The organism is Exiguobacterium sp. UBA6282 (genome assembly GCF_002440475.1).
Lineage (GTDB): Bacteria > Bacillota > Bacilli > Exiguobacteriales > Exiguobacteriaceae > Exiguobacterium_A.
The window spans coordinates 42326-65119 of record NZ_DJUM01000054.1 but is presented as its reverse complement, the minus strand read 5'-3'; the positions used below and the strand labels follow the sequence as shown (position 1 = coordinate 65119).

21 protein-coding genes, 1 tRNA gene and 1 other annotated feature (1 of these 23 running past the window's edge) are annotated in these 22794 nt (G+C 46.5%); of the genes, 6 read left to right on the top strand and 16 right to left on the bottom strand.

Annotated features, from left to right (window positions below; translation table 11 throughout):
* Positions 1 to 173 (bottom strand) — a binding site (T-box leader) (it extends 75 nt beyond the left edge of the window).
* Positions 174 to 317: 144 nt separating this feature from the next.
* A complete protein-coding gene (locus B2751_RS14165) occupies positions 318 to 1205 on the bottom strand; it encodes a carbohydrate ABC transporter permease (RefSeq protein ID WP_035412579.1) in 888 nt (295 codons plus the stop codon).
* Positions 1202 to 2089, bottom strand: coding sequence for a carbohydrate ABC transporter permease (locus B2751_RS14160; RefSeq protein WP_052019165.1), 888 nt, complete (start codon positions 2087 to 2089; stop codon positions 1202 to 1204). The genes B2751_RS14165 and B2751_RS14160 overlap by 4 nt, the downstream gene beginning before the upstream one ends.
* A 166-nt stretch (positions 2090 to 2255) precedes the next feature.
* Here B2751_RS14160 and B2751_RS14155 point away from each other — a divergent pair, with 166 nt between their 5' ends.
* Together B2751_RS14155 and B2751_RS14150 are read left to right on the top strand one after the other, a co-directional pair.
* Positions 2256 to 3944, top strand: coding sequence for a formate--tetrahydrofolate ligase (locus B2751_RS14155; RefSeq protein ID WP_290775370.1), 1689 nt, complete (start codon positions 2256 to 2258; stop codon positions 3942 to 3944).
* Positions 3945 to 3960: 16 nt separating this feature from the next.
* A complete protein-coding gene (locus B2751_RS14150; protein WP_290775368.1) occupies positions 3961 to 4917 on the top strand; it encodes an alpha/beta fold hydrolase in 957 nt (318 codons plus the stop codon).
* A 71-nt stretch (positions 4918 to 4988) separates the two neighbouring features.
* On the opposite strand, the gene B2751_RS14145 is transcribed toward B2751_RS14150, so the two are convergent.
* Together B2751_RS14145 and B2751_RS14140 are read right to left on the bottom strand one after the other, a co-directional pair.
* Complete coding sequence (locus tag B2751_RS14145; protein ID WP_023467229.1) at positions 4989 to 5408, bottom strand: hypothetical protein; 420 nt, start codon at positions 5406 to 5408, stop codon at positions 4989 to 4991.
* A complete protein-coding gene (locus tag B2751_RS14140) occupies positions 5405 to 5950 on the bottom strand; it encodes an imm11 family protein (RefSeq protein ID WP_231496925.1) in 546 nt (181 codons plus the stop codon). Before B2751_RS14140 ends, B2751_RS14145 begins: the two co-directional genes overlap by 4 nt.
* Before the next feature lie 169 nt (positions 5951 to 6119).
* Between B2751_RS14140 and B2751_RS14135 the strand changes: the two genes are divergently transcribed.
* Positions 6120 to 6193 (top strand) — tRNA-Gly (locus B2751_RS14135).
* A 152-nt stretch (positions 6194 to 6345) separates the two neighbouring features.
* Positions 6346 to 7155 (top strand): MBL fold metallo-hydrolase, encoded by an 810-nt coding sequence (locus B2751_RS14130; protein ID WP_035412567.1) that lies wholly within the window; start codon positions 6346 to 6348, stop codon positions 7153 to 7155.
* Between the two features lie 53 nt (positions 7156 to 7208).
* Here the strand turns inward: B2751_RS14130 and argF are convergent, their stop codons facing one another.
* The 7 genes from argF to argC are packed head-to-tail and all read right to left on the bottom strand — an operon-like array spanning position 7209 to position 16372.
* Positions 7209 to 8138: an ornithine carbamoyltransferase gene (argF, locus tag B2751_RS14125; protein WP_056063549.1), complete on the bottom strand. Its 930-nt coding sequence runs from the start codon at positions 8136 to 8138 to the stop codon at positions 7209 to 7211.
* Positions 8135 to 11167 carry a carbamoyl-phosphate synthase (glutamine-hydrolyzing) large subunit gene (gene carB / locus B2751_RS14120; protein ID WP_290775366.1) on the bottom strand — a complete coding sequence of 1011 codons (3033 nt, stop codon included), beginning with the start codon at positions 11165 to 11167 and terminating at the stop codon, positions 8135 to 8137. Before carB ends, argF begins: the two co-directional genes overlap by 4 nt.
* Entirely contained in the window at positions 11157 to 12215 is a 1059-nt protein-coding gene (locus tag B2751_RS14115; protein ID WP_290775364.1) for a carbamoyl phosphate synthase small subunit, read from the bottom strand. Before B2751_RS14115 ends, carB begins: the two co-directional genes overlap by 11 nt.
* Entirely contained in the window at positions 12212 to 13357 is a 1146-nt protein-coding gene (locus B2751_RS14110; protein ID WP_056063541.1) for an acetylornithine transaminase, read from the bottom strand. Before B2751_RS14110 ends, B2751_RS14115 begins: the two co-directional genes overlap by 4 nt.
* Positions 13323 to 14096, bottom strand: a complete 774-nt coding sequence (gene argB, locus B2751_RS14105; protein ID WP_214856452.1) for an acetylglutamate kinase — start codon at positions 14094 to 14096, stop codon at positions 13323 to 13325. The genes B2751_RS14110 and argB overlap by 35 nt, the downstream gene beginning before the upstream one ends.
* A complete protein-coding gene (gene argJ / locus B2751_RS14100) occupies positions 14093 to 15310 on the bottom strand; it encodes a bifunctional glutamate N-acetyltransferase/amino-acid acetyltransferase ArgJ (RefSeq protein ID WP_290775361.1) in 1218 nt (405 codons plus the stop codon). The genes argB and argJ overlap by 4 nt, the downstream gene beginning before the upstream one ends.
* A 30-nt stretch (positions 15311 to 15340) precedes the next feature.
* A complete protein-coding gene (argC, locus tag B2751_RS14095; protein WP_290775359.1) occupies positions 15341 to 16372 on the bottom strand; it encodes an N-acetyl-gamma-glutamyl-phosphate reductase in 1032 nt (343 codons plus the stop codon).
* Positions 16373 to 16879: 507 nt separating this feature from the next.
* Between argC and nhaC the strand changes: the two genes are divergently transcribed.
* Together nhaC and B2751_RS14085 are read left to right on the top strand one after the other, a co-directional pair.
* Positions 16880 to 18256, top strand: a complete 1377-nt coding sequence (gene nhaC, locus B2751_RS14090; protein ID WP_290775357.1) for a Na+/H+ antiporter NhaC — start codon at positions 16880 to 16882, stop codon at positions 18254 to 18256.
* A 257-nt stretch (positions 18257 to 18513) separates the two neighbouring features.
* Positions 18514 to 18723: a DUF3006 domain-containing protein gene (locus B2751_RS14085; protein ID WP_290754005.1), complete on the top strand. Its 210-nt coding sequence runs from the start codon at positions 18514 to 18516 to the stop codon at positions 18721 to 18723.
* A gap of 90 nt (positions 18724 to 18813) precedes the next feature.
* On the opposite strand, the gene B2751_RS14080 is transcribed toward B2751_RS14085, so the two are convergent.
* The 5 genes from B2751_RS14080 to nfsA all read right to left on the bottom strand — a co-directional run bounded on the left by B2751_RS14080 (position 18814) and on the right by nfsA (position 22790).
* On the bottom strand, positions 18814 to 19266 hold the full coding sequence (locus B2751_RS14080; RefSeq protein ID WP_035412539.1) for a hypothetical protein: 453 nt from the start codon (positions 19264 to 19266) through the stop codon (positions 18814 to 18816).
* Between the two features lie 2 nt (positions 19267 to 19268).
* Positions 19269 to 19805 (bottom strand): TlpA family protein disulfide reductase, encoded by a 537-nt coding sequence (locus B2751_RS14075; RefSeq protein WP_231496927.1) that lies wholly within the window; start codon positions 19803 to 19805, stop codon positions 19269 to 19271.
* Positions 19806 to 19955: 150 nt separating this feature from the next.
* On the bottom strand, positions 19956 to 20666 hold the full coding sequence (locus B2751_RS14070) for an NAD(P)H-binding protein (RefSeq protein ID WP_035412533.1): 711 nt from the start codon (positions 20664 to 20666) through the stop codon (positions 19956 to 19958).
* 156 nt (positions 20667 to 20822) lie between these two features.
* Positions 20823 to 22028, bottom strand: a complete 1206-nt coding sequence (locus tag B2751_RS14065) for an LCP family protein (protein WP_290754012.1) — start codon at positions 22026 to 22028, stop codon at positions 20823 to 20825.
* Positions 22029 to 22043: 15 nt separating this feature from the next.
* Positions 22044 to 22790 (bottom strand): oxygen-insensitive NADPH nitroreductase, encoded by a 747-nt coding sequence (gene nfsA / locus B2751_RS14060; protein ID WP_290775354.1) that lies wholly within the window; start codon positions 22788 to 22790, stop codon positions 22044 to 22046.
* Positions 22791 to 22794 lie beyond the last annotated feature (4 nt).

The window sequence follows — 22794 nt, the reverse complement described above, 5'->3', positions numbered from 1 at the left end:
TTCATCTTCGGCCATATGATAACGGACAGGCAACTCCGGCTACGCCTACTGACATTCGGGTTCGGGTAGCGACTCCGGGAGGTTCTTCGCATCTTGCTTCCGACTGGGCTCTCACCATCCCCAGCTCGCTATACGGTCGTACAAGGTGTTACTCTTCCCTTCAACGTCGTTGTTACAATTGAATTGAGAACATCGTACAACAGGTCGCAAGTATTTGAAAAGCCTTTTTTTCAAAAAAAATAAAAGTTATCAGATTAATCTGATGCATGAAACATAAAAAAAGCGTTCTCCTAGAATCGAGAACGCGCTTACAAAAATTATTTGATTGATCCACTTGTAATCCCTTGAATGATCTGTTTTTGCAGGGCGAAGAAGAATAGCAACAACGGAATGATCCCAAGCACGAGTCCGGCAAGAGCCAAGTCCCATTGTTTTGTATACTGTCCGAAGAAGTAAAACGTCGCGAGAGGAATCGTCCGTAAATCGACATCTCGTAACATGAGCGAGGGTAATAAGAAATCGTTCCAAATCCACAGCGTGTTCAAGATGATGATCGTCACTGTAATCGGCTTGAGCAATGGGAAGACGATGCGCCAGAACACACCCCATTGTGAACAACCATCAATGATTGCTGCCTCCTCGATTTCTTCAGGAATCGACTTCATGAAACCATGATACAGGAAGATCGATAGTCCAGAACCAAAACCAAGGTACATCAAAATCAGTCCCCAATAACTATTCTGTAATCCAAGATCCCCAGACAGTTTCGATAAAGGAATCATGATTGATTGGAATGGAATGATCATCGCAGCAACGAACAAGAAGAAGATGATCGTCGACAAACGTGTTTTCGTACGGACAAGCTTCCAGGCTGCCATCGAACAAAAGATGATGATGACCGCATTAGCACCGACTGTAATGATGACGGAGTTTAAAAAGACTTTTCCGAAGTTCATGGCTTCCCATGCTTCTGAATAGTTGGAAGTCATCCATTCCTTTGGTAGACCCGATGTGTTCGTAAAGATATCTCCCTGCGTCTTGAATGAATTCGAGACGACGTAATAAAACGGAATCATATACAGAAGCCCCATCAATAAGGCTGCTAGTTCGACTGTTCCAAGACGGAGTGAATAACGACCTCTCGCCTTTTTAGAGCGCTTTGGTTTCTCCTCTTGCGGAGTAGGTAACGGTTGTGCCGTACTCATGCTTCCACCTCCCGTTTTTTCGTCAGATAGACTTGAGTGACTGTAATCGCCGCAACAACAACGAAGAAGATGATTGCTTTCGCTGAACCGAGTCCAAGATTATTATTCGTAAACGATTCCTTGTAAATGTTTAAAGCAAGCATTTCGGTCGATTTGAAGGGTCCACCATTCGTTAGTGACAAGTTCGTATCGAATAACTTGAAGGACCACGAAATCGTTAAGAACAGACAAATCGTGACGGACGGCATAATGAGTGGCAACGTAATGTTCCGTAACGTCGATAGACGATTGGCACCATCGATTTTTGCTGCTTCAATCAGCTCTTGAGGAACGTTTTGTAGAGCCGCGATATAGATGACCATGATGTAACCGCCACCTTGCCAAATTGAAACGATGACGATACCCCAGAACCCTGTTCGGGCATCTCCTAACCATGGAAGTTCAAATATGCTCCACCCTGTCAATTCACCGATTGATGCAAAGCCTTTGACATAGATGAACTGCCAGACGAATCCGAGAATCAATCCACCGATTAAGTTCGGCATAAAGAATATTGTCCGTAAGAAATTACGTGTGCGAATATTTTGTGTCAATAAGAACGCCAAGATGAAACCGACGACATTCGTTAAGACGACGGCGACGACCGTATATTTCGTCGTCAACCAAAATGACTGCTGAAACTGCTCGTCACTCGTAAAGAGACGGACATAGTTATCAAAGCCGATCCAATTTAATTCTCCTGTTACACCATTCCAGTCCGTGAACGAATACATGACGCCATTGAAAAACGGTACAAGCACGATCACTGCGAATACAAGAAAGACCGGTCCGACGAAGAGCCAAAAATCAAGACCGCGTTTCCACTTCTTTTGTCCAGATGTCATTGTTTCATCCCTCCTCCACTCTACAGTACGTCTTTCACTTACACTTGAACACGTCACCATTTGACCCATTGGGTGGAAAATATTGAACGTTTTCTTTTGGCGCGTTCACACTAGATAGGCTACTATTAGAAAAAAGAGAGATCCAATCAAAGAGGGAGTCGATACCATGGAAAAGACCATTCGTTCTGACTTAGAAATCGCACAACAAACTGTCTTACGCCCGATTCGAGAAATCGCGGATCGGATTGGTTTGCAAGAAGAAGATTTTGATACGTACGGAAAGTATAAAGCGAAGTTGACAGACGGGCTGCTGAACCGGTTGGCAACGAAATCTGACGGCAAACTGATTCTTGTCACTGCTATCAATCCAACGGCTGCCGGTGAAGGGAAATCAACCGTCACTGTCGGACTCGGACAAGCACTACACCGAGCAAACCATAAGACGATGATTTGTTTACGGGAACCCTCACTTGGTCCGACGATGGGATTAAAAGGTGGTGCGTGTGGTGGTGGCTATAGCCAAGTCCTGCCGATGGAGGAGATCAATCTCCATTTCACAGGTGATATGCATGCGATCACATCTGCTCATAATACAATCAGTGCCTTGCTCGACAATCACCTGCATCAAGGCAACATTCTTGGCATTGATCCACGCCGTATCGTCTGGAAACGTGTGCTTGATTTAAACGACCGTGCCTTGCGCCAAGTTACGATTGGTCTCGGTGGTCCTGCACATGGCGTTCCGCGTCAAGATGGCTTCGATATCACGGTCGCTTCCGAAATCATGGCTGTCCTCTGTCTATCAGACTCTATCACGGATCTCGAACGACGCCTGAGCCGCATTGTCGTTGCGTATACGTACGATCAACAGCCGGTTACGGTCAAGGATATTCAAGCATCAGGAGCTGCAACGTTGCTTCTAAAAGATGCGTTCCGCCCAAACCTCGTTCAGACCGTCGAAGGAACACCGGCATTGATTCATGGCGGCCCGTTCGCCAATNNCGCGAACATCGCACACGGCTGCAACTCTTTGATTGCTACACAAACCGCGTTGAAGTTAAGTGACTACGTTGTCACAGAAGCAGGATTCGGCGCTGACTTAGGAGCTGAGAAATTCTTCAATATCAAATCTCGGATTGGCAAACTCCATCCGGATGCCGTCGTCATCGTCGCTACGGTTCGTGCCTTGAAGATGCATGGTGGTGTAGACAGAACACAACTCAGCGAAGAAAACCTCGCTGCCTTAACGGATGGTCTTGCTTTACTTGAAAAACACGTTGAGACGATGAACTTGTTCGGTGTCCCTGCCGTCGTTGCCTTGAACCGTTTCTTCACCGATACGGAAGCCGAGCGGAACATGATTTTGACATGGTGCCAGGAACGAAATATTCGTGTGGCGGAAAGCGAAGTCTTCAGTAAAGGCGGTGCCGGCGGTGAAGCACTCGTCGCGGAAGTCATGCAAGCACTTGAGGAACCAAGCCAGTTCCGTCCACTGTACCCTGACGAGTTGCCGCTTCGTCAAAAGATCGAACGTATCGCAAAACGTGTCTATGGCGCAGCCGACGTTCATTTTGAAGACAAAGCCCTCCGCGAACTCGAACGGTGTACGGAGATGGGATTGAATCATTTACCGATTTGTATGGCAAAAACGCCATTTTCTTTAACCGATGACCCCGCTCGGTATGGTCGTGTCGAAGACTTCACGATTACAGTTCGTGAAATCCGACCATCGATTGGTGCAGGATTCATCGTTGCATTGACTGGGAATGTACTAACGATGCCGGGATTACCCGCGGTTCCTGCTGCCTTCCATATGGGCGTTTCGGAAGACGGACAGGTATTCGGACTTTCTTAATGAGAGGATGAGTTACATGACGATTGATCATTCACACTGGATAGCCTCTGACGGCTATACTACGACATTGCATAGCCTCGAAGCACATGATTCGAAAGGAGTCGTGATCGTCTTTCACGGGATGATGGAGCATGGCGCACGGTATGAGGAATTCGCAGAATTCCTCTATGCTCATCATTACCACACGATCATCGCAGATTTGCGCTGTTTCGGAACTCAAGCTGCACAGCGCGGGACACTCGGTCATCTTGAACCTAATCAAGGTTTTAATCAATTGATGCAGGACGCAGAAGAACTCGTCTCTGACATCAAAGAACGTTACCCGACGTTACCAGTATTCATTTTCGGTCACAGTTTTGGTTCGTTGATCGCTCGCCGGATTGGTCAAACACTCGGTCACACGGTAGCAGGAATCATCGCGAGCGGCCCTCCGACGAGCACAGGTTTACTCGGTAACATCAGCGAAAAGCTCGTCGAACGCCAAATCAATCAGCTTTCTTCTACACATCTTGCTGAACGTTTCGGACAACTGGTCTTCGGACGCTATAATCTACGTTTCTTCCCGGCACTATCGAAAAATGCCTGGCTCTCTTCGGATCCACAATCCGTCATGCGCTATGATGAAGATCCGTTATCCGGTCAAACGGTCACACTCGGGTTCTTCTATGAACTCTTGCACGCAACGAAACTCGTCAACGCACTTGCCTCCATCTATCAGCACCCGCGACATTTACCGCTCTTGTTGATCGCGGGTGGCGATGACCCGGTCGCATTTGACGGCAAAGGTATCCATCATCTGTTCGATATGTATAACCGTGTCCGTGTCGATGCCGTACAGCTGACGATTTATAAAGGGTTACGCCACGAGCTCTTCCATGAGTTCGAACGTATCCGCGTTTTCGCAGATATCGCGAGCTGGTTGAATAAACAAGTCAATCCTGCAGCTACACGCTCATCTTCTCGTTCTTCTTAAGTCATATCAATCGATACAAAAAGGCAGCAGATCCTTGGATCTGCTGCCTTTTGAACAATCTATTGTGTACTTCATTGAATCCAAGTTAGTGAAGAAATCATCGCTTCGATTTCCTCGATTTCAAGCGTCTCGCGTTCTGCGGAGTATGTCAATAGGACTAGCCGTTCCCCGTCTGAATACGCATAGATGCGTAAGAAGATATCTTCTTCTTTCCCGTCTACTGCTAGCAATGCTTCTTTTGTTGAATTACGGCGGACTTCAAGTGCTCCCGTTAGTTCGATGCCGAACTCTTCTACCAACAGATTGATTTCTTGTTCTGCCGCTTCATACGGTGTCAGTTCTTCTGAATCGGACTCATAAATGGATAATTGTAGCGTGCCCATTGCATTTTCGTCTGTTGAATAAAAACTGACGTATGTTTCTTCTTCTTGATATTCAAATACCTTTGGATATTCTAGCGTGATCCAATGATCGACTGTGTACTGTTTCATTTGAATTCCTCCATTCGTTGTATCTCTTCAAAGCGAATACCCGTCACAGCCATACGCTCGAATTGTCGAGCGAGTTGAGCAGAGACGAACATGCGATGTGTTCGCTCATCTCGCATAAGATGATGCGGACATATCGAATCGCTGATTCGTCGCTCTGTCAAAAAATAGACGCGCCGTCTCGGAATCGGACGGAATACATCCGTCGTATGTAAATGTTCGATCCGACTGACAGATAAGAGATTGAGAAGATAGTACGGAACCACTCCGTCCTTCGTCTCAAGATGTACCTTGAGACATTGTACAGAAAAGGGCGCATATGCTGCAATGACTCGCTGCACACGTTCCGAGACGAGCGGCAGATCGAATGTGTTCGGAAGGACATCCGGTAGCAAATCCGCATCTTGATTGATGGAAAAAGCAAGTACACCTACGTTATGGAACCACTCTCCTATCAATAAGCGATGACGATCGAATTGGTGATGACAAATTGCTTCCCATCCTTTTCCCATCGGCTGTTCGCTCCAAACTCTTACTTCATTCACCAGACACTCTCTCCTCTACCCAACTTTACCCATATTACAAATCAAGATTACCAGTGTAAACGATTAACTAGTATTATTGTACACTGAATCTCAAAAGAAATTGCCTTTTTTCATAAAAGTTATGGAAATGCTCTTTTTGCTATGCTACTATATTTCATGTAGCCAATACGCGGGTGTAGTTTAATGGTAAAACCTCAGCCTTCCAAGCTGATGACGAGAGTTCGATTCTCTTCACCCGCTCCAATTATGACATAACATAGGTCTAGGACCATTTCCCTCTAGAGGGCAGGCGACTCGCGGCGTGCGAGTCGTCTTTTTTATTGGTTCTGCTGATGATTCCAACGAATTTATGGGTATACAACGATATAGATAGAGATTCGTAAAGGAGGATTCGTATGATTCAGATGAAAATGCCTGGCGTGACGATTTATCAAAGTACACTTATGAAAACGACCTCAACATTGATCGAGACGCCTGATTGTCTGATTGTCGTCGATCCTGGCTGGCTTCCTGATGAGATTGCAACGATTCGTCGAGACGTTGAAATCGTGCGTCGTGAACGACCATTATATGTCGTCTATACGCATGCTCATTTTGATCATATTTTAGGTGCTTACGCCTTTACGGATGCCATCGTCATCGCTTCTAAACCGTTCATCGATGTCGATCGACAAGAAGCGCTCAAAGCCGTTCAAGACTTTAACGATGAATTTTACATCGACTCCCCCGTGCTATTTCCAGATGTGACGCATGTGATCCATGAGTCTGAAACGATTTTGACGATTGGACAGACGAAGCTGATCTTCTTTATGACGCCCGGTCATGAAGCGACTCACCTTTCCTTCATCGTTATGCCACTTCACTTGTTAGTCTGCGGTGATTATGCTTCCGATGTTGAAATCCCTTTGATTGAACACGATTCCTCTGAATATTTGACGACACTCGAACTACTCGAGTCGTTCATTTATGAATATGAAGTCAAACTCTTGATTCCCGGACACGGTCACATTTGCGATGTCCGAACAGAGATGATTGAACGACTTCATCAGAGCTATGATTATATCCTCGCGCTCCGTGCCGGAAAAGAATCTGACTGGGCACCATCCTGGCAAACGACTCCGTTCATGAAACGTCTGCACGAAAAAAATAAGCGACAAGTCAAACAAGAACACGAGGAACGATTAGCACGGCGTCACTACGATTAACTTTCATCAACCAAAAGACTCGGTCGCTAAATCGGCGACCGAGTCTTTTATGATTATCCAAGTAATGTGACGAGTAACGCTTTTTGTGCGTGGAGACGATTCTCGGCTTGATCGAAGATGACAGATTGCTTGCCATCGATGACGTCTGCCGTGACTTCCTCCCCACGGTGTGCCGGCAGGCAGTGCAAGAAAATGGCTTCATCATTCGCTTGATTCATGATATCGTCATTGACCTGATATCCTTCAAATGCTTGCAGACGCATCGTCGCTTCTTCCTCTTGCCCCATGCTTGCGAAGACATCCGTATACACGACATCCGCACCACTCGCTGCTTCCTTAGGGTCCGTCATGACGATGATATTTCCACCGGTTTCTTTCGCGATGGCTTGTGCCTCATGAACGACTTGTGGATCAGGAGCATAGGCTGCTGGCGCACAAATCCGGACTTCCATTCCACTGAGCGCTCCACCAATCATTAGCGAATGCGCCATATTGTTCCCGTCCCCGATATATGTCAAAATCTTTCCAGCCCGGGTTCCGAATGTCTCTTCGATCGTCAGCAAGTCAGCAAGGACTTGGCACGGATGATGCAAATCCGTCAGTCCGTTAATGATTGGAATCGTGCCATGTGCCGCAAGTGTATCGACGATCTCATGACCGAACGTCCGGATCATGAGGGCATCGACGTAACGGCTCATGACTTGAATCGTATCAGAAAGCGGCTCCCCCCGACCGATTTGCATATCTGCTCCACTCAGTACGATTGGATGCCCGCCGAGTTCGACAACACCCACTTCAAATGATAGGCGTGTCCGCGTCGATGCCTTTTCAAACAATAAGGCAACTTTTTTATGGCTTAATACGTTTTGGTAAACGCTTGGTTGATGCTTGATATCTTTCGCGAGTGCCAATAGCTCCGTCAATGCTTCCGGCGTCAGTTCCGCCATCGTCAAGAAATGTTGCAGTTGTTGCATCGTCTTCATTTTACTTCCTCCTTGATCGGCTCTGTCCATGTATGAAGTGGCTTAATAGCATAAGAGGACTTTTCTACCGCTTGTAGATGATACTGTGCTAGTTCAGGTTCTGTCAGAACTTGTACTCCGGCAGCAAGCGCTGCTTCGCGACTGGTTTTTTCTTCTGTCACGTGTGAATAGAAAATCGCACATTGTGCCCAGTCGATCGTTTCATCTAACGCTACACCTGTTCCGAATGCCTCGGTATCTGCTCCAGCAACGATGATGTCTCTTGCGGTCAAATGTCGTTTCGTCGTCTCGTCGAAAATGAAACGCTCCAGTGCCAGTCCGTCTGTCGTCCATTGCAACGTTTCACCTGTCGAACGCATGACAGGGCCTGTTTTCGGATCGACTCCTTGTAGTTTCAGCGTTGAAAAAACAGGGGTCTTGACGGCATGGAAATTAAGTTTCGTCTGTTCTGTTGGTAGTGCGACCGCTTGACCGACAGCAGCTTGGACTGCCCACTGCAAGATTGGTTGACCCGTTACTTTGGCGACGATCGGTAACGTGCGGGAGGCACGCGGATTGATTTCTAGCACGTAGACCTGATCGTCATGCAAGACGAATTGGATATTGTACGCTCCTTTATAATCCATCCGTTGCCCGATCATCTGTGCAATTCGTTCTACTTCGCTCTGAACGGTAGCGCTGAGCGATACAGGTGGTAGAATCATCGTCGAATCTCCAGAGTGAACTCCTGCCCGTTCCAATTGCTCCATCAAAATCGGAACGTACGTCGTTGTTCCATCCGTAATGCAATCGACTTCGATTTCCTTTCCTTGGAGGTAGGCATCCACGAGGACAGGGAATGCTAATTCGGAAACGATCGTCTCTAATTGCTCTTGATCGTGGATGATATGCATCCCCTTACCTCCGATGACATAGGAAGGACGAATCATGACCGGGTAACCGATCGTTGTTGCGACTTCTATCATTTGTTCGTGCGTCGCCACTTCTTGTCCCGGAATACGATCGATACCAATGTCATCTAAAAATTGATAGAACCGCTCACGGTCTTCCATTTGATCGATGACAGCTGCCGTCGTTCCGAGAAGATGATAACCGGCTTTCTCCAAACCAGACGCCAGCGCAATCCCTGTTTGTCCTCCGAACTGGACTAAAACGTCTTCGCAATCCTCTGCTTCTAGCACATGCATGACGTCTTCGAGTGTCAACGGCTCGACATACAGGCGATCTGCGACTTCGAAGTCGGTCGAGACGGTCTCCGGGTTATTGTTGATCATGATCGTTTCATAACCGGATGCTTGTAGTGCACGTACCGCGTGAACGGAACAATAATCAAATTCGATTCCTTGACCGATCCGAATGGGTCCCGCACCGATGACAGCGACTTTCTTTTTCGTCGATGCAGTGACTTCCGTTTGACCACTCCAGTTTCCGTAGAAGTAAGGAGTTGCACTCTTGAACTCTCCTGCACATGTATCAATCATATGATAGACAGGAAGGATGCCTTTCTCTTTACGTAAGTGCTCGATGTCTACAGCACCGACACCCGTCAGAAAGGCAATTTGTTCGTCCGTGAAGCCCATCATTTTTGTCTGTTTTAAAGAACTTTCATTCGATAAATCAATTTTTTGTTGTTGATCGACGAGGCGCTGGAGTACTTTGACGAATAAAGCTTGTACTTTCGTCTGTTCGACGAGTTCTTCGACGGTCGTTTCCTGACGATCTAGTAGTGCTAACATCGCGAGCAGACGACGGTCCGTCGGCGCTTTTATTTCTTTCCACAATACGCCAGCCTCCGCTGTTTTCATCCATGTCGGATAAAGAGGCGATTGCTCGACTCCTGCACCACGCCACGCCTTTTGTAACGCTTCTTCCAGCGTCTTCCCCATCGCCATACTTTCACCGGTCGCCTTCATTTGTGTACCAAGTGTCCGGTTACTGTCAGTAAATAGATCGAACGGGAAACAAGGCACTTTTGCCGTGATATAATCCATCGTCGGTTCGAAGCTCGCCATCGTCTCCTTCGTGACAGGATTGATACAGTCGTCGAGTCGCTCACCGAGTGCAAGACGCGTCGCTAATTTCGCAATCGGGTACCCCGTCGCTTTGGAAGCAAGTGCTGAAGAGCGACTGACACGCGGATTGACTTCAATGACGAAGTAGCGTTCTTCCGTCGGGTGGATCGCAAACTGGATGTTGCATCCACCGATGACACCGAGGTGCGACACGATTTTACGCGCTTCCGTCCGCAATTGCTGATTCATTCGATCCGAAATCGATTGAATCGGTGCAAAGACGACAGAGTCTCCGGTATGGACACCGACGGGATCAATGTTTTCCATGTTACAGACGATGATCGTCGTATCTGCACTGTCACGCATGACTTCATATTCGACTTCTTTATAACCAGCAATACTCACTTCAACCAAACACTGTGAAATCGGACTTGCTTGTAAGCCGTTTTGCGCTAGCAGACGTGCTTCGTCCTTTGTCAGCGCAATTCCACCGCCCGTTCCCCCGAGCGTAAAGGCTGGTCGGATGACGAGTGGGACACCATGTACTGCCATGAATTCTTCAAGCTCTGCTAACGATTCGATCGTTTGACTTTCCGGGAGCGGTTGCGCGAGCTCGATCATCTTTTGCTTGAATCGTTCGCGATCTTCTCCATCTCGGATCGTCTCAAGCGATGTCCCTAGGAGTTCGACACCGTATTGCTCAAGTACTCCTGCTTCTTCGAGTGACATTGCAAGATTGAGTGCCGTTTGTCCGCCGACCGTCGCTAGGAGATGGGACGGTCGATCTTGTTTGATGATAGCTGTTGCTTTTTCAAGAGTCATCGCCTCAATGTAGACATGATCTGCCGTGCTCGGATCCGTCATGATAGTAGCCGGATTCGAATTCATTAAGATGACCTCGCATCCCGCTTCTCGAAGCGCCTGACAGGCTTGTGTGCCGGAATAATCAAATTCTGCTGCTTGTCCGATGACGATCGGACCCGAACCGATGACGAGTACTTTCTGTTTATCCCACATATGCTACCTCCTGATGTAATACGGTATTTACGAATTGATCGAAGACGACCATCGCCTCTGTCGGTCCTGGACTCGCTTCTGGGTGAAACTGGACTGTCATGATCGGTAGAGCCGGATGAATCAATCCTTCAACGGATCCATCATTGATGTGTTCATACGCAAGTTCCATCTCAGACGCTTCGATGCTTTTAACATCAACGGCATAACCATGATTCTGAGACGTCATGAATACTTGTCCGGATGCTAGATGACGTACAGGATGATTCGCTCCTCGGTGTCCATGATGTTGTTTTAATAAGGTACAACCGAACGCATGAGCGAGAACTTGGTGTCCCATACAAATACCAAGTGTCGGATAGCTCGTCGCCAGTTCACGGATTTCTGAAAGGAATGGATCTAATTGCGTCGGATCACCAGGTCCATTGGAAAATAGCAGACCGTCTGGTGCCAGTGCTTGAATCCGTTCCGGTGTCGTATCGTATGGCACGACCGTCACACGCATATGCCGTTCAAGCAAAGCATCGATCATCGATTGTTTCACACCGTAATCGATACAGACGACATGACCCTCTTCGACTTCCGGAACGTATTCAACGTTTGAAGTCGTCGACACAGAAGCGATGTATGCTGCGTCTACTGACTCCGGTACTGTCATATTCTCCTGCATCATGTCTCCAAATTGGTCGCCCTCTGTCCGTAATAGATGTACAAGGGAACGCGTATCTACTCCCGACAAAATCGGAATATTCGCTTCGCCTAGCCAGCTTGCGAGTGATGTTCCTTGCCCATCCTCAGCCAAAGTTTGAACGATGACACCAGCGACTTGAATCTGGTTGCTTTCTGACGCCTCCGCTTGAATACCGTATTGACCGATCAACGGATATGTGAAGACAAGAATTTGCCCCTGATAAGATGGATCCGTTAAGACTTCCTGATATCCTGTCATCCCAGTAAAAAAGACGACTTCTCCTTTGACTGGAACTGTTCCTTGCCACGAACCGGTAAACGTCGTTCCGTTCGCAAGCGTTAGTTTTCCGGATTGTTTCATACGATGACCTCCTGTTGACAAACGAGTTGTATTTTTTCGATGGCTTGCGTGAGCTCTTGTTCCGTCACGAACAACGATGGCAACAAGCGAATGACATGAGGACCAGCCGAAACGACAAGAAGACCATTCTCACGTAAGGCGTCAATCAGCGGTGCAACAGGCATCGTACATTCAATACCAATCATCAAGCCACGTCCACGAATAGAACTCACGATCGACTTGGGTAATTTTTTCTCTAATTGTTGACGTAAATATTCACCTTTTTCTTGAATGTCTGCCATGACAGTGTCACTTAACAAGAGGTCAAGTGTTGCTTCTGCAGCTGTCATCGCGAGTGGATTTCCACCAAATGTCGAACCATGCGATCCGGGCGTGAATACTTCTGCTGCCTCTTCCGTTGCGAGTAGCGCACCAACCGCGAGTCCACTTCCAAGTCCTTTCGCGAGGGTGATGATATCCGGTACGAGTGGTGTCTGCTCAAATGCAAAACGTGAACCCGTCCGACCGATTCCGGTTTGCACTTCATCGACGATGATTTTGACATCGTATTGCTGCGCCTTCTTCATCAACGCTTCTAGCCACGCATCGTCAGCGACGACGACCCCACCTTCTCCTTGAATGATTTCGAGCCATACAGCAGCAGTTTGATCCGTAATTGCTGATAGGCTTTCCATCTCGTTAAACGGTAGATGTTTGAATCCATTCACCATCTCCCCGTATCCCGCTTTGATTTTTTCCTGTCCTGTTGCGCCCATCATCGCAAATGTCCGACCATGGAAAGATTGTTTAAACGTGACAACTTCTGTTTTCCCTGTCCATTTTCGAACGAGTTTGTACGCCGCCTCGTTTGCTTCAGCACCACTGTTACAAAAGAAAGCATGACTGAGATGACTGTCTTCTGTCAGTCGCTCGGCGACCCGCTCTTGTGCCGCGATTTGAAACAGATTCGACGTATGCCAAATTCGGTTCAACTGTTCCTCTAGCCGTTGCTGAACATAAGGATGACGGTGCCCTGTGTTGCATACAGCGATTCCCATGATGAAATCAAGATACGTCTTTCCTGTCGCATCTTCTACGATCGATCCTTGTCCTTTGACCAATTCCACATCAGTACGTTGATAAGTGGGTAGTAGTGCACTCATGTAATTCCTCCTTGATTCGTGTCCCTGCAGCTAACGCATTTTTTCCCGATCGAATGACGACCTCTGAAATACCATGCTGAGTGGCCTGCATCATCGCTTCGACCTTCGGAATCATTCCCCCGTAAATTTCTCCCGACGCGATCGCAGCTTCGATAGCTGCAGACGTGATTTCTGATTGATAGTCACCGTTTACTTTTACACCTTCGACATCCGTCAACAATTCAAATCGGTCGACGGACCAAGCCTTCGCGACAGCAATGGCACACGCATCCCCGTTACTGTTCAACACACCTTGTTCCCCTGTGACAAGGGATGTGACGACCGGCACATAACCATTCGTACTCAACACTGTGAACAATCGTGGATGAATGTGCGTAATTTGACCAACTGCTCCGAGTCCTTTGACTTTTTTACCATGGACGCTCGCACCGTCTAACCCGCTCATCCCGACCGCTGGAATTCCTGCCTGATTCAATTGCTGGACGATCCCGGATTGGACTTCCCCTGCTAAGATCCGTCGCGCCCCGAGTAACACACCATCCGTCGTCACACGGACACCATCTCGAAACACGGGTTTGATTCCCTCTTGTTCACAGTAACTCGATAGAAGTGGGCCACCCCCATGGACGATCAATAGTTCGTTACCGGTTTCGACCCACGCTTTCCATTCCTCGAAATACCGCGCATCCAATTGCTCCCATACACTACCACCCAGTTTGATAACTTTTCGTTTCGTCATGTCCGGTAACTCGCATTGATTTTGACGTAATCGTACGTCAGGTCACAACCATAGGCGTGTCCTTGTCCTACTCCATCATGCAAATCGATATGAATTCGGACGTCTTGTTGCGCGAGGTCCTGCGATGCGATTGTTTCATCAAATAAAATAGGCATGCTCTGTTGTAACACCCACTGCGAACCAATTTTAATATCAACGTTTGATACATCAAGCGGCTCCTTGATACTTCCGACAGCAGCGATGATTCGTCCCCAGTTCGCATCCTCCCCAAAGATTGCTGTTTTGACGAGAGACGATCCGACGACTTGTTTAGCGACCATCCGCGCTACTTCATCGGTTTGTGTTCCCTTTACCGTCACTTCGATTAACTTCGTCGCACCTTCCCCGTCCCGCGCAATTTGTTTCGCTAAATCTTGACAAACAGTTTCGATGGCCTGTTCGAAGGCCAATGCTTCGTCCGTACCTTCAACGATCGGCGCTCCCCCTGCAGCTCCACTCGCTAAAATCATGACCATGTCATTTGTCGAACTGTCTCCATCTACGGTAATGCAGTTAAACGTCCGATGAATCGTCCGGCGCAATAGTGTCTGTAAGACATCCGGTTCAATCGTTGCATCGGTCGTCAAGAACCCAAGCATCGTCGCCATGTTCGGATGAATCATCCCTGACCCTTTCGCTACACCACATACTGAAATTTGGACATCCCCTTGCATGTATTGTTGACCAGCTGATTTCGTACCGGTATCGGTCGTCAGGATCGCATGGGCGAAATCACTCGCGGCATCCTTGTCATTTGTAGGCATCAGCTGTGGAATACCTGCCAGTAACGTATCAATGGCTAACGGTTGACCGATGATCCCAGTCGAAGCGATGACAACTTGTTCAGGAGCAATCCCGAAATGTGTCGCTAACGCTTGTTGTGATGTATACGCATGTGATAGACCAAGTTCTCCCGTGCAGGCATTCGCGTTCCCGCTGTTGACGAGGACGGCATGAATGCGTCCTTGTGACGCCTGAATCGCTTGCTTCGTCACAGTAATCGGTGCTGCTTGCACCTGATTCGTCGTATAGACAGCTGCGGCACTTGCTCCTTCCTCACACCAAATCAAACCAAGATCCTTTCGCTTTCGCTTTAGCCCCACGTGTACCCCTGATGCTTGAAATCCCTTCGGTGTCGTGATCGTCAATGGGGTCTCTACTTGTACTTGCCACACAGGCGTTCCTCCTCTTTCGTCTCCAAGTGTTTAAATAAAGATCGGTTGTTGGGTCAAACCAGACATTTCATCAAATCCTGCTAGAATGTTGGCATTTTGAACGGCCTGTCCGGCAGCACCTTTTTGCATATTATCGATGACCGAAACGATGGTAACGCGCCCTGTCCGTTCATCCTTATAGACCGTCAAATCACAGTGGTTGCTACCCACGACGGACTTAATCTCCGGATCGCTGTGTTGTACACGTATAAACGGTTCCGTTGCATACTGTTCCGTCAACCAGGATCGCCATTCTGCTTCTGATTGATCAAGGAACGGCTGGACCGTCATGATCGCCATGATGCCTCGATTGATCGGTAATAATTGCGTCGAGAACGTGATCGGATACGATGAACCGGTCCATTCCAAAAGTGCCTGTTCAATTTCTGGAATATGTTGGTGTTGATTTACTTTATATAAACGAACATTTTCACTGGAATGGACATGATGAGTCTGTGTTGTCAACGTCTTTCCTGCTCCCGTTAGACCAGAAGATGCTTGGATGATGATTTGAGAGGGATCGATTTTTTTCTCTTTTACGAATGGTGCTAGTCCAAGAAGGACCGCTGTCGCATAACAACCGGGATTCGCAATCCATCTGCTCGTTTTGATTGCTTGACGATTCCATTCCGGTAAACCATACGTCGCTTTTTGTTGTAACTGGGCATCAATTGGTTCCTTATCATACCAAGCTTCATACGATTCAGACGGTAGTCGTAAATCACCACTTAAATCGATAACGTAACCGGACCAATTTTGAAGTTGTTCTAAGTATTGTTTCGAGACTCCACTCGGTGTCGCTAAGAACACTATGTCTGTCTCTGTTTCCGTTAAATGTTCTACGGAAAAGGAAGATAATAATGAATACGTTTTTTTATTCATGAATGGGAATAACTCATTCATCGATTGTCCTGCCATCGAATCACTCATCAAACAAACGATCTCAAATGAAGGATGTGCTTCTAATAGCCTTAATAGTTCAATTCCGGTGTATCCTGTTACTCCGATGATGGTACATTTCATAACTGTACGCTCCCCTTCAAAGAATGTTATACCGATTTAAACATATGTATATTTATACTGTCAATTGAATTTTTATTAGTTTTTATGCAAAAAAGAAGCGTTGAAGTGATTGTCTTCTATAAGACAGCCCCTTCAACACTTCTTTTATATCCACTCATTTAACGCTTTTCAGCACGTTGTGCTACGAGATGATCGATCCCAAATACGCCTGCACCCATGATCGCAACGACTACCACAAAAATCATTGTAAACATATGTATCCTCCTCATCGTTCACAAAAATGTCATCTGATACTTCCTATTGTGCAAGATTTAAAGAAAAAAAGAAAGCGTTTACGACAAAAAATCGTCACATTTATACTCTTTTCTAATTCATTGGCGAATCTCTTATAGTTGACGCCAACGTTATTATTCGTTAAGATTACGTTTGTTCATTGCTTTCATGCATAAAAGCGTGTTAGCAACAGAGGACTATCATCTATCCATATTCTTTTAAGGAGGTGGAAGCATGCGCATGTCATTCCGTGAATCCGCAGCTATCCTAGGAATCAGCATCATCATCTTATTGTCCGCGTTATTCGGTGCTAAAGCCGAACCGCATCTTGCCATCTTATCCAGTCTTATTTTCGTCTCAGGATATGCTGTTTATCGTGGATTTAAGTTCGAAGACGTTGAACATCATATGATTCAAGGTATTCGGGAAGCGATTAAACCAATCTTAATCATGTTACTCGTCGGCATAACGATCGCAGTCTGGATGATGAGTGGCGCAGTGCCGACCCTTCTTCACTTTGGTTTATCCACTCTTTCGGCGACTTGGTTCGCACCGAGCGCCCTTCTCATTGCGATGGTCGTTTCGACCTTTACAGGCAGTTCATTTACGACGATCGGTACGGTTGGTGTTGCCTTAATGGGAATCGCAATCGCGTTAGGTGTCAATCCCGCACTTGCAGCAGGTGCTATCATCAGTGGCGCGTGTTTTGGAGATAAGATGTCACCTTTGTCAGATACGACGAACTTTGCACCGGGAATCGTCAACGTTACCGTATTTGATCATATTCGTTTCATGATGGGAACGACGATTCCTGCTATCACGATTACGTTCATCTTATTCTTCATCTTTGGACGTAGTAGTGGTACTGTCGATTCGACTGTTGTGAAAACGACACAAGAGGAATTAGCCCGCTTGTTCCATCTATCACCATGGACGCTACTTTCTCCTTTACTTGTCATGGTTCTAGCATTGCGTAAGATGCCGGTCATCCCGACGCTTGTAGCTGGTGTCTTAAGTGGTCTATTGTTAACAGGTCTCGTTCAAGGAAATTGGGACGTTTCAAATTGGATGGCCGTCATTCAAAACGGTTTAAAACTAGAATCTTCTAGTAAAACCGTCGCAGCAATCATCAGTAAGGGTGGCTTGCAATCAATGATGTGGTCCGTTTCCCTCGTCATGCTCGCACTCGCTTTCGGTGGTGTTTTACGCGGCATCGGTGTCATCGATGTCATCATTGAACGGACCGTTTCACGACTCAAACGCGATGGAAGTATCATCTCTGCTGTTGCCTTATCTTCCATCGGTGTCAACGTGATGGCTGGAGAACAGTACTTGTCGATTTTATTGCCAGGACAAGCATTTAAACGGGTTTTTGAAGAACGTCAGATTGATCCACGTTTCCTTTCTCGTTCACTAGAGGATGGAGGAACACTCGTCAATCCACTCATTCCGTGGGGAGTTTCCGGAGCATTCTTCGCTTCAACACTAGGTGTTCCGGTAACGGAATACATCCCGTTCGCATTCTTTTTACTTCTTTCACCATTGTTTACGTTCTTACTTGCTTTTCTTCGTCCGACTAAAGTCGAAACGAAACAGTCCCTCGCTTCTTAAGTCTATTTCATATTAAAGGTCCGATATGACATATCGGATCTTTTTTTCTGCCACTATCGCTTTTATTTCCAGTTAATTACGTCCGAATTACGACGAAAACGGCTTGGAATCACGTTTTTTTAAAGAATTATGTGTAAAGATGAAACGAACTGGGAATATACCAAACATAAGAATAAAAATTACAGAGAATGATAGAGAAAGAGTACGTTCCTGTTCGATCGAGGAACGACTTCGATGTAATTGTGGGAGGAGTTAATATGATCAAACGTGGTACGCTGGAGCGACTTGATGGTAAATATGCCGTTCTACTGTGGGAAAATGGTTCAAGCTTCATTCCACGACGTTATTTACCACCTGAAGCAAGATTAGGCGATACAATTATTTTTGACGGTACGACTTATACGATAGATGTCAGCAATTCATCACCCTCTTCCTTTCAAACGTTTTCGTTTCGGCAAATGGGCTGATGATCGATAAAAAGCCATTCGGTATCATGCATCGACTATAGAGAAAAATTTCTCTCATCAGTCCTTCATGAAACGAATGGCTTTTTCGCTTTAACGACGAACATATAGGGAATGGTGACTACACGACGGACAAGGGTACTGATGGACATCAGATATTTCGATTCGTTCTAATATTGTTTGATCGTTTGGACACACATACTGTGGCTGTACGACATCCAATTGCAAAAATAAAGCACACCAAAATCGATTTGAAAACTGGTGACATGTTGGACAATGATATAAGTCTAATTGGTACGGTACCCAATCATCCGCTACTTCTGCTTGATGTAGCTGATAGTATTGGATTAAACGAAAACGATTCCAGTCGTCCACATACGTCCGCTGTAAGACCGGTTCATGCATCGACGGTACGAACCAAAGCGGCAGACCTGTCATGAACGCTTCAACTCCTTGCGTCAAGACAGCAGGAAACGTCGGCCACCCATCTAGTTGACCGAGTTGAAATGTTTGTTGAAAGGAGCAGTTGTCGCATAGGAGTTCCATTGTCATCCTCCTGTTCGTTTCACCATCTCTTTTAACATCTGTTCCGTCACAGGACCGACATGTTTTGCAAGAATCGTTCCTTTACGATCTAATACGTAGGTTGCGGGCATTGCTACGAGACGATAGGCGTCTTCTGAATTTCCTGTTCGATCATACAACACGGAATATTCAACAGGTGTCTGCTTCAGAAAATCGGCAACATCTGAAACACGCCGCTCCGATGTCGTGACGTTGATGCCATAAACAGGTATATTCGTATGTCGTGCAAAGGCATTTAGTTCTGGAATTTCTTGTTTGCAAGGTGGACACCACGTCGCCCAAAAATTAATAACAAAGACATCATGATTAATTTCGTCTAGATCGATTGTTTTTCCTTCTTGACGCAAGGATAGATTCGGGGCTTTCATCCCTACCTCTAGACCACCTTGCGATGCTTGTTTTTGTTGTTGTTCTACTTTCTTTTGCTTCGCATCGTATGTTTGATAACCTTGATAGGCAATGCCGATGATAGCGATCGCTAGGATCAGATAGATCAACATTTTTTTCACATCTAATCCCCTCCTTCTTCGTTAAGTGTAGCAGACTTCCTCTTTTCGACCGTCTTCTTTTATCAACAAAAAAGCGAACTCTTCTGTTTTGTAAACAGAAAAGAGTTCGCCTCATTTTATTTAGATACGCTCTTTAAATGATTAGTTAAAACGTGGTAATTGTTTTTTGACTTGACGGTTATCTTTGACGCTACCGACTGCCTCGGTTCCGCCTAAGGCCTCATTCAAGGATGTCTTCCCTTCCTTGACTTCTAGACGTCGATTGAATACTGACCGATTATCAACGGAAGCAACGAGAATCGATGCGACATCTGTTTCCGAAATCGTTGCATCCTTTGTATCTTTCAAATCTTCATCTGCCTCAATCAAACCGCGCCCTTCACCAGTCGTGATGGCAACGGGACAAATAATCGTATACGTCAAACCGCTATGTTCAATCTGCTCTTCAGCCGCATTCTTAGCAGCATAGAACGGATAGACATCCTTTTTAAATTGCTCAGGTCGATCAGCACCGTACGCACTTAATAGTACGAAATGACGTACACGCGCTTTTTTAGCTGCATCGATCGTTTTTAAGGCAACTGTCCGATCCAGCAGTTCAATTTCCGTTGCTTCGCCGTCTACTCCTGCGGTCGCCGCACAAATGACTGCATCCTGTCCTGCGACTCCATGTTCAATGACTTTTTCGAGTTCTGTTTCAATATCGACGTAATGTGCCTTGACACCGAGTTTTTCGAATCGTTCCACCAGATGTTCGTGACGAACGATGACCGTGACCTGATGACCCTTGGCAAGCGATTTGACGACGCGCGCTCCAATCGTACCGGATGCACCTACAACTAGTACTTTCATATGGGGGGTCCCTCCTCGATAAGTTAGTCACCTTCGTGGAATGTCATGATGTCATGTCCAAAAATCGTTACTTTCGGAGATGACCTAACAAGATCCACCAAAGGAGCAACGTACATCAATTTATACCCGCAATGACCGGAAGGAAACCCCTCCCCTTTAGTTCTTCAAGGTACCATAAAACGTCGTATCGAGACGATCACGTAGTTCTTGCAGTGCCTTCTCATTCGGTAAGTCATAGAAAATACCATTCAATCGCTGACTGACGGCTTCAATTTCATAGTGTTTCCGTTCTGACATCAAGGCGATCGATAAACCTGCTGTTGCCATCTCACGAACACTTAAATCGAGGTTCATCTCTTCTTTCATATACGTGTGCGCTGCCGGAATTTTCGACCATCCAGTTGGCTTCAACAAGTGCGTCGCGACGGCTTGGATGACTTCCGACTGACGATTGGCGCGTGCCCCGTCATTGTCCGTTTTACGGTGTCTCGAATAGGCAAGTGCCATTGCACCATCCATATGGTATTCCTTTCCTTTCTGGAATGAATACTGATTTGCTTTCCCACTTGCATCCTGCTCGGAGAACGTTCCTGTCGATACAAGATCGATTCCACCGATTTGATCAACTAATCCGATGAAACTATCGAAGGAGATGACGATCTTCCCATCGATGTCTTCATCGAGTAGACCAGAAACGGCATCTTGTGTACATTCTTCTCCACCGAAGGCAAAAGCATGTGTGATTTTATCTTTCTTTCCATTCTCACAGGAGATCGGTGTATACGTGTCCCGCGGAATCGATGTCAACTGAATCGTTCGAGAAAGTGGAATGAATTGCATAACCGACAGGGAGTCTGAACGTGACCCGCGTAACGATTCTCCAGGTCGTGCGTCACTACCGATCAACAAAAACGTGAAGGGTTGTGAGGCAAAAAGAACGAATGCGATGAGCAACAGCAAAAACAATCCAAGAAGCTTTCGTTTAAAACGACGTTTTTTCTTGATTTTTTTAGGATAGGCTTCTTTTGAAGATACGTCAGGTTTTTTTTGCACGGATTGCTCTGATCGCCCAGTCTTTCTCGAACGTCTCGAGCGTTCTTGATTAGAAAACAATCGCGAGCCTGCACTCCCGATCATCTGTACGACCTGTTTCAGTACGCCGTTTTTAGAACGACGCGATGTACTTTTTTGGTCCCGTCGTTGCTCTTCAACATATCGATGGTACGTTTCGGTTCCCTGCTGTCCCTTAAGTGGTTCATGAGCAATCGACTCTTCCGACGAAAATGCCTCTTCTTTTGCTTGCTCTTCTAGTTCTAAGCGTCGTCGCTCCAAGCGGGAGCGCTGTGGTTGATGTTCTGCCATTCAGATACCTCCGTATCAATCTTTTGCGATTTGTTTCTCTTTCAAGAATTCGCGGAGATACGTCCGTTTCGGTTCGTGCATCGAGGCAGCCATCTGTTTGACCCACCCTTCTGTCCGTTGACCACCGGTCCGTTCTCCGTAATACGATGACGTCGACTCTTCGTATTGTGCCAGTAAGTCACGCATCGTATCGTCATCAGTATACGTATTCCGGTGGAAGACTGCATCCATCGGAAGGCGGGGTTTTTTACCAGGTTGCTGATCCGGAAGACCAACTGCGACTCCGAATAATGGTACGACGTGATCAGGAAGTTGTAAGAGCTCGCTGACACGACGGGCATCATTACGCAGTGAACCGATATAGACTGTTCCATATCCGAGCGACTCGGCAGCTACGACTAAATTTTGAGCAGCGAGTCCCGCATCAACAGCCCCCACAACAAGTGCTTCTGTCGTCTCGATCGTCCGACTTACATCCCCCCCTGCTAGTTCTGCTGCTAACATGTGTTTGTGGTAATCTATACAAAATACAAAGAAATAACTATTTTCTGCCACGTATTGTTGACCACTTGCAACGTCGACTAGTTGTCGTTTCAATTCTTCATCTTCGACACCGATAATCGCATAGGCTTGCTGATAAGAAGATGTCGATGCAGCCTGCGCTGCTTTAACAAGTGTCTCGATTGTCTTTTCGTCTAATTGATGTTGTTTGAATTTCCGGATTGACCGGTGGTTGAGTAAATGTTGAATGGTTTCATTCATGAGT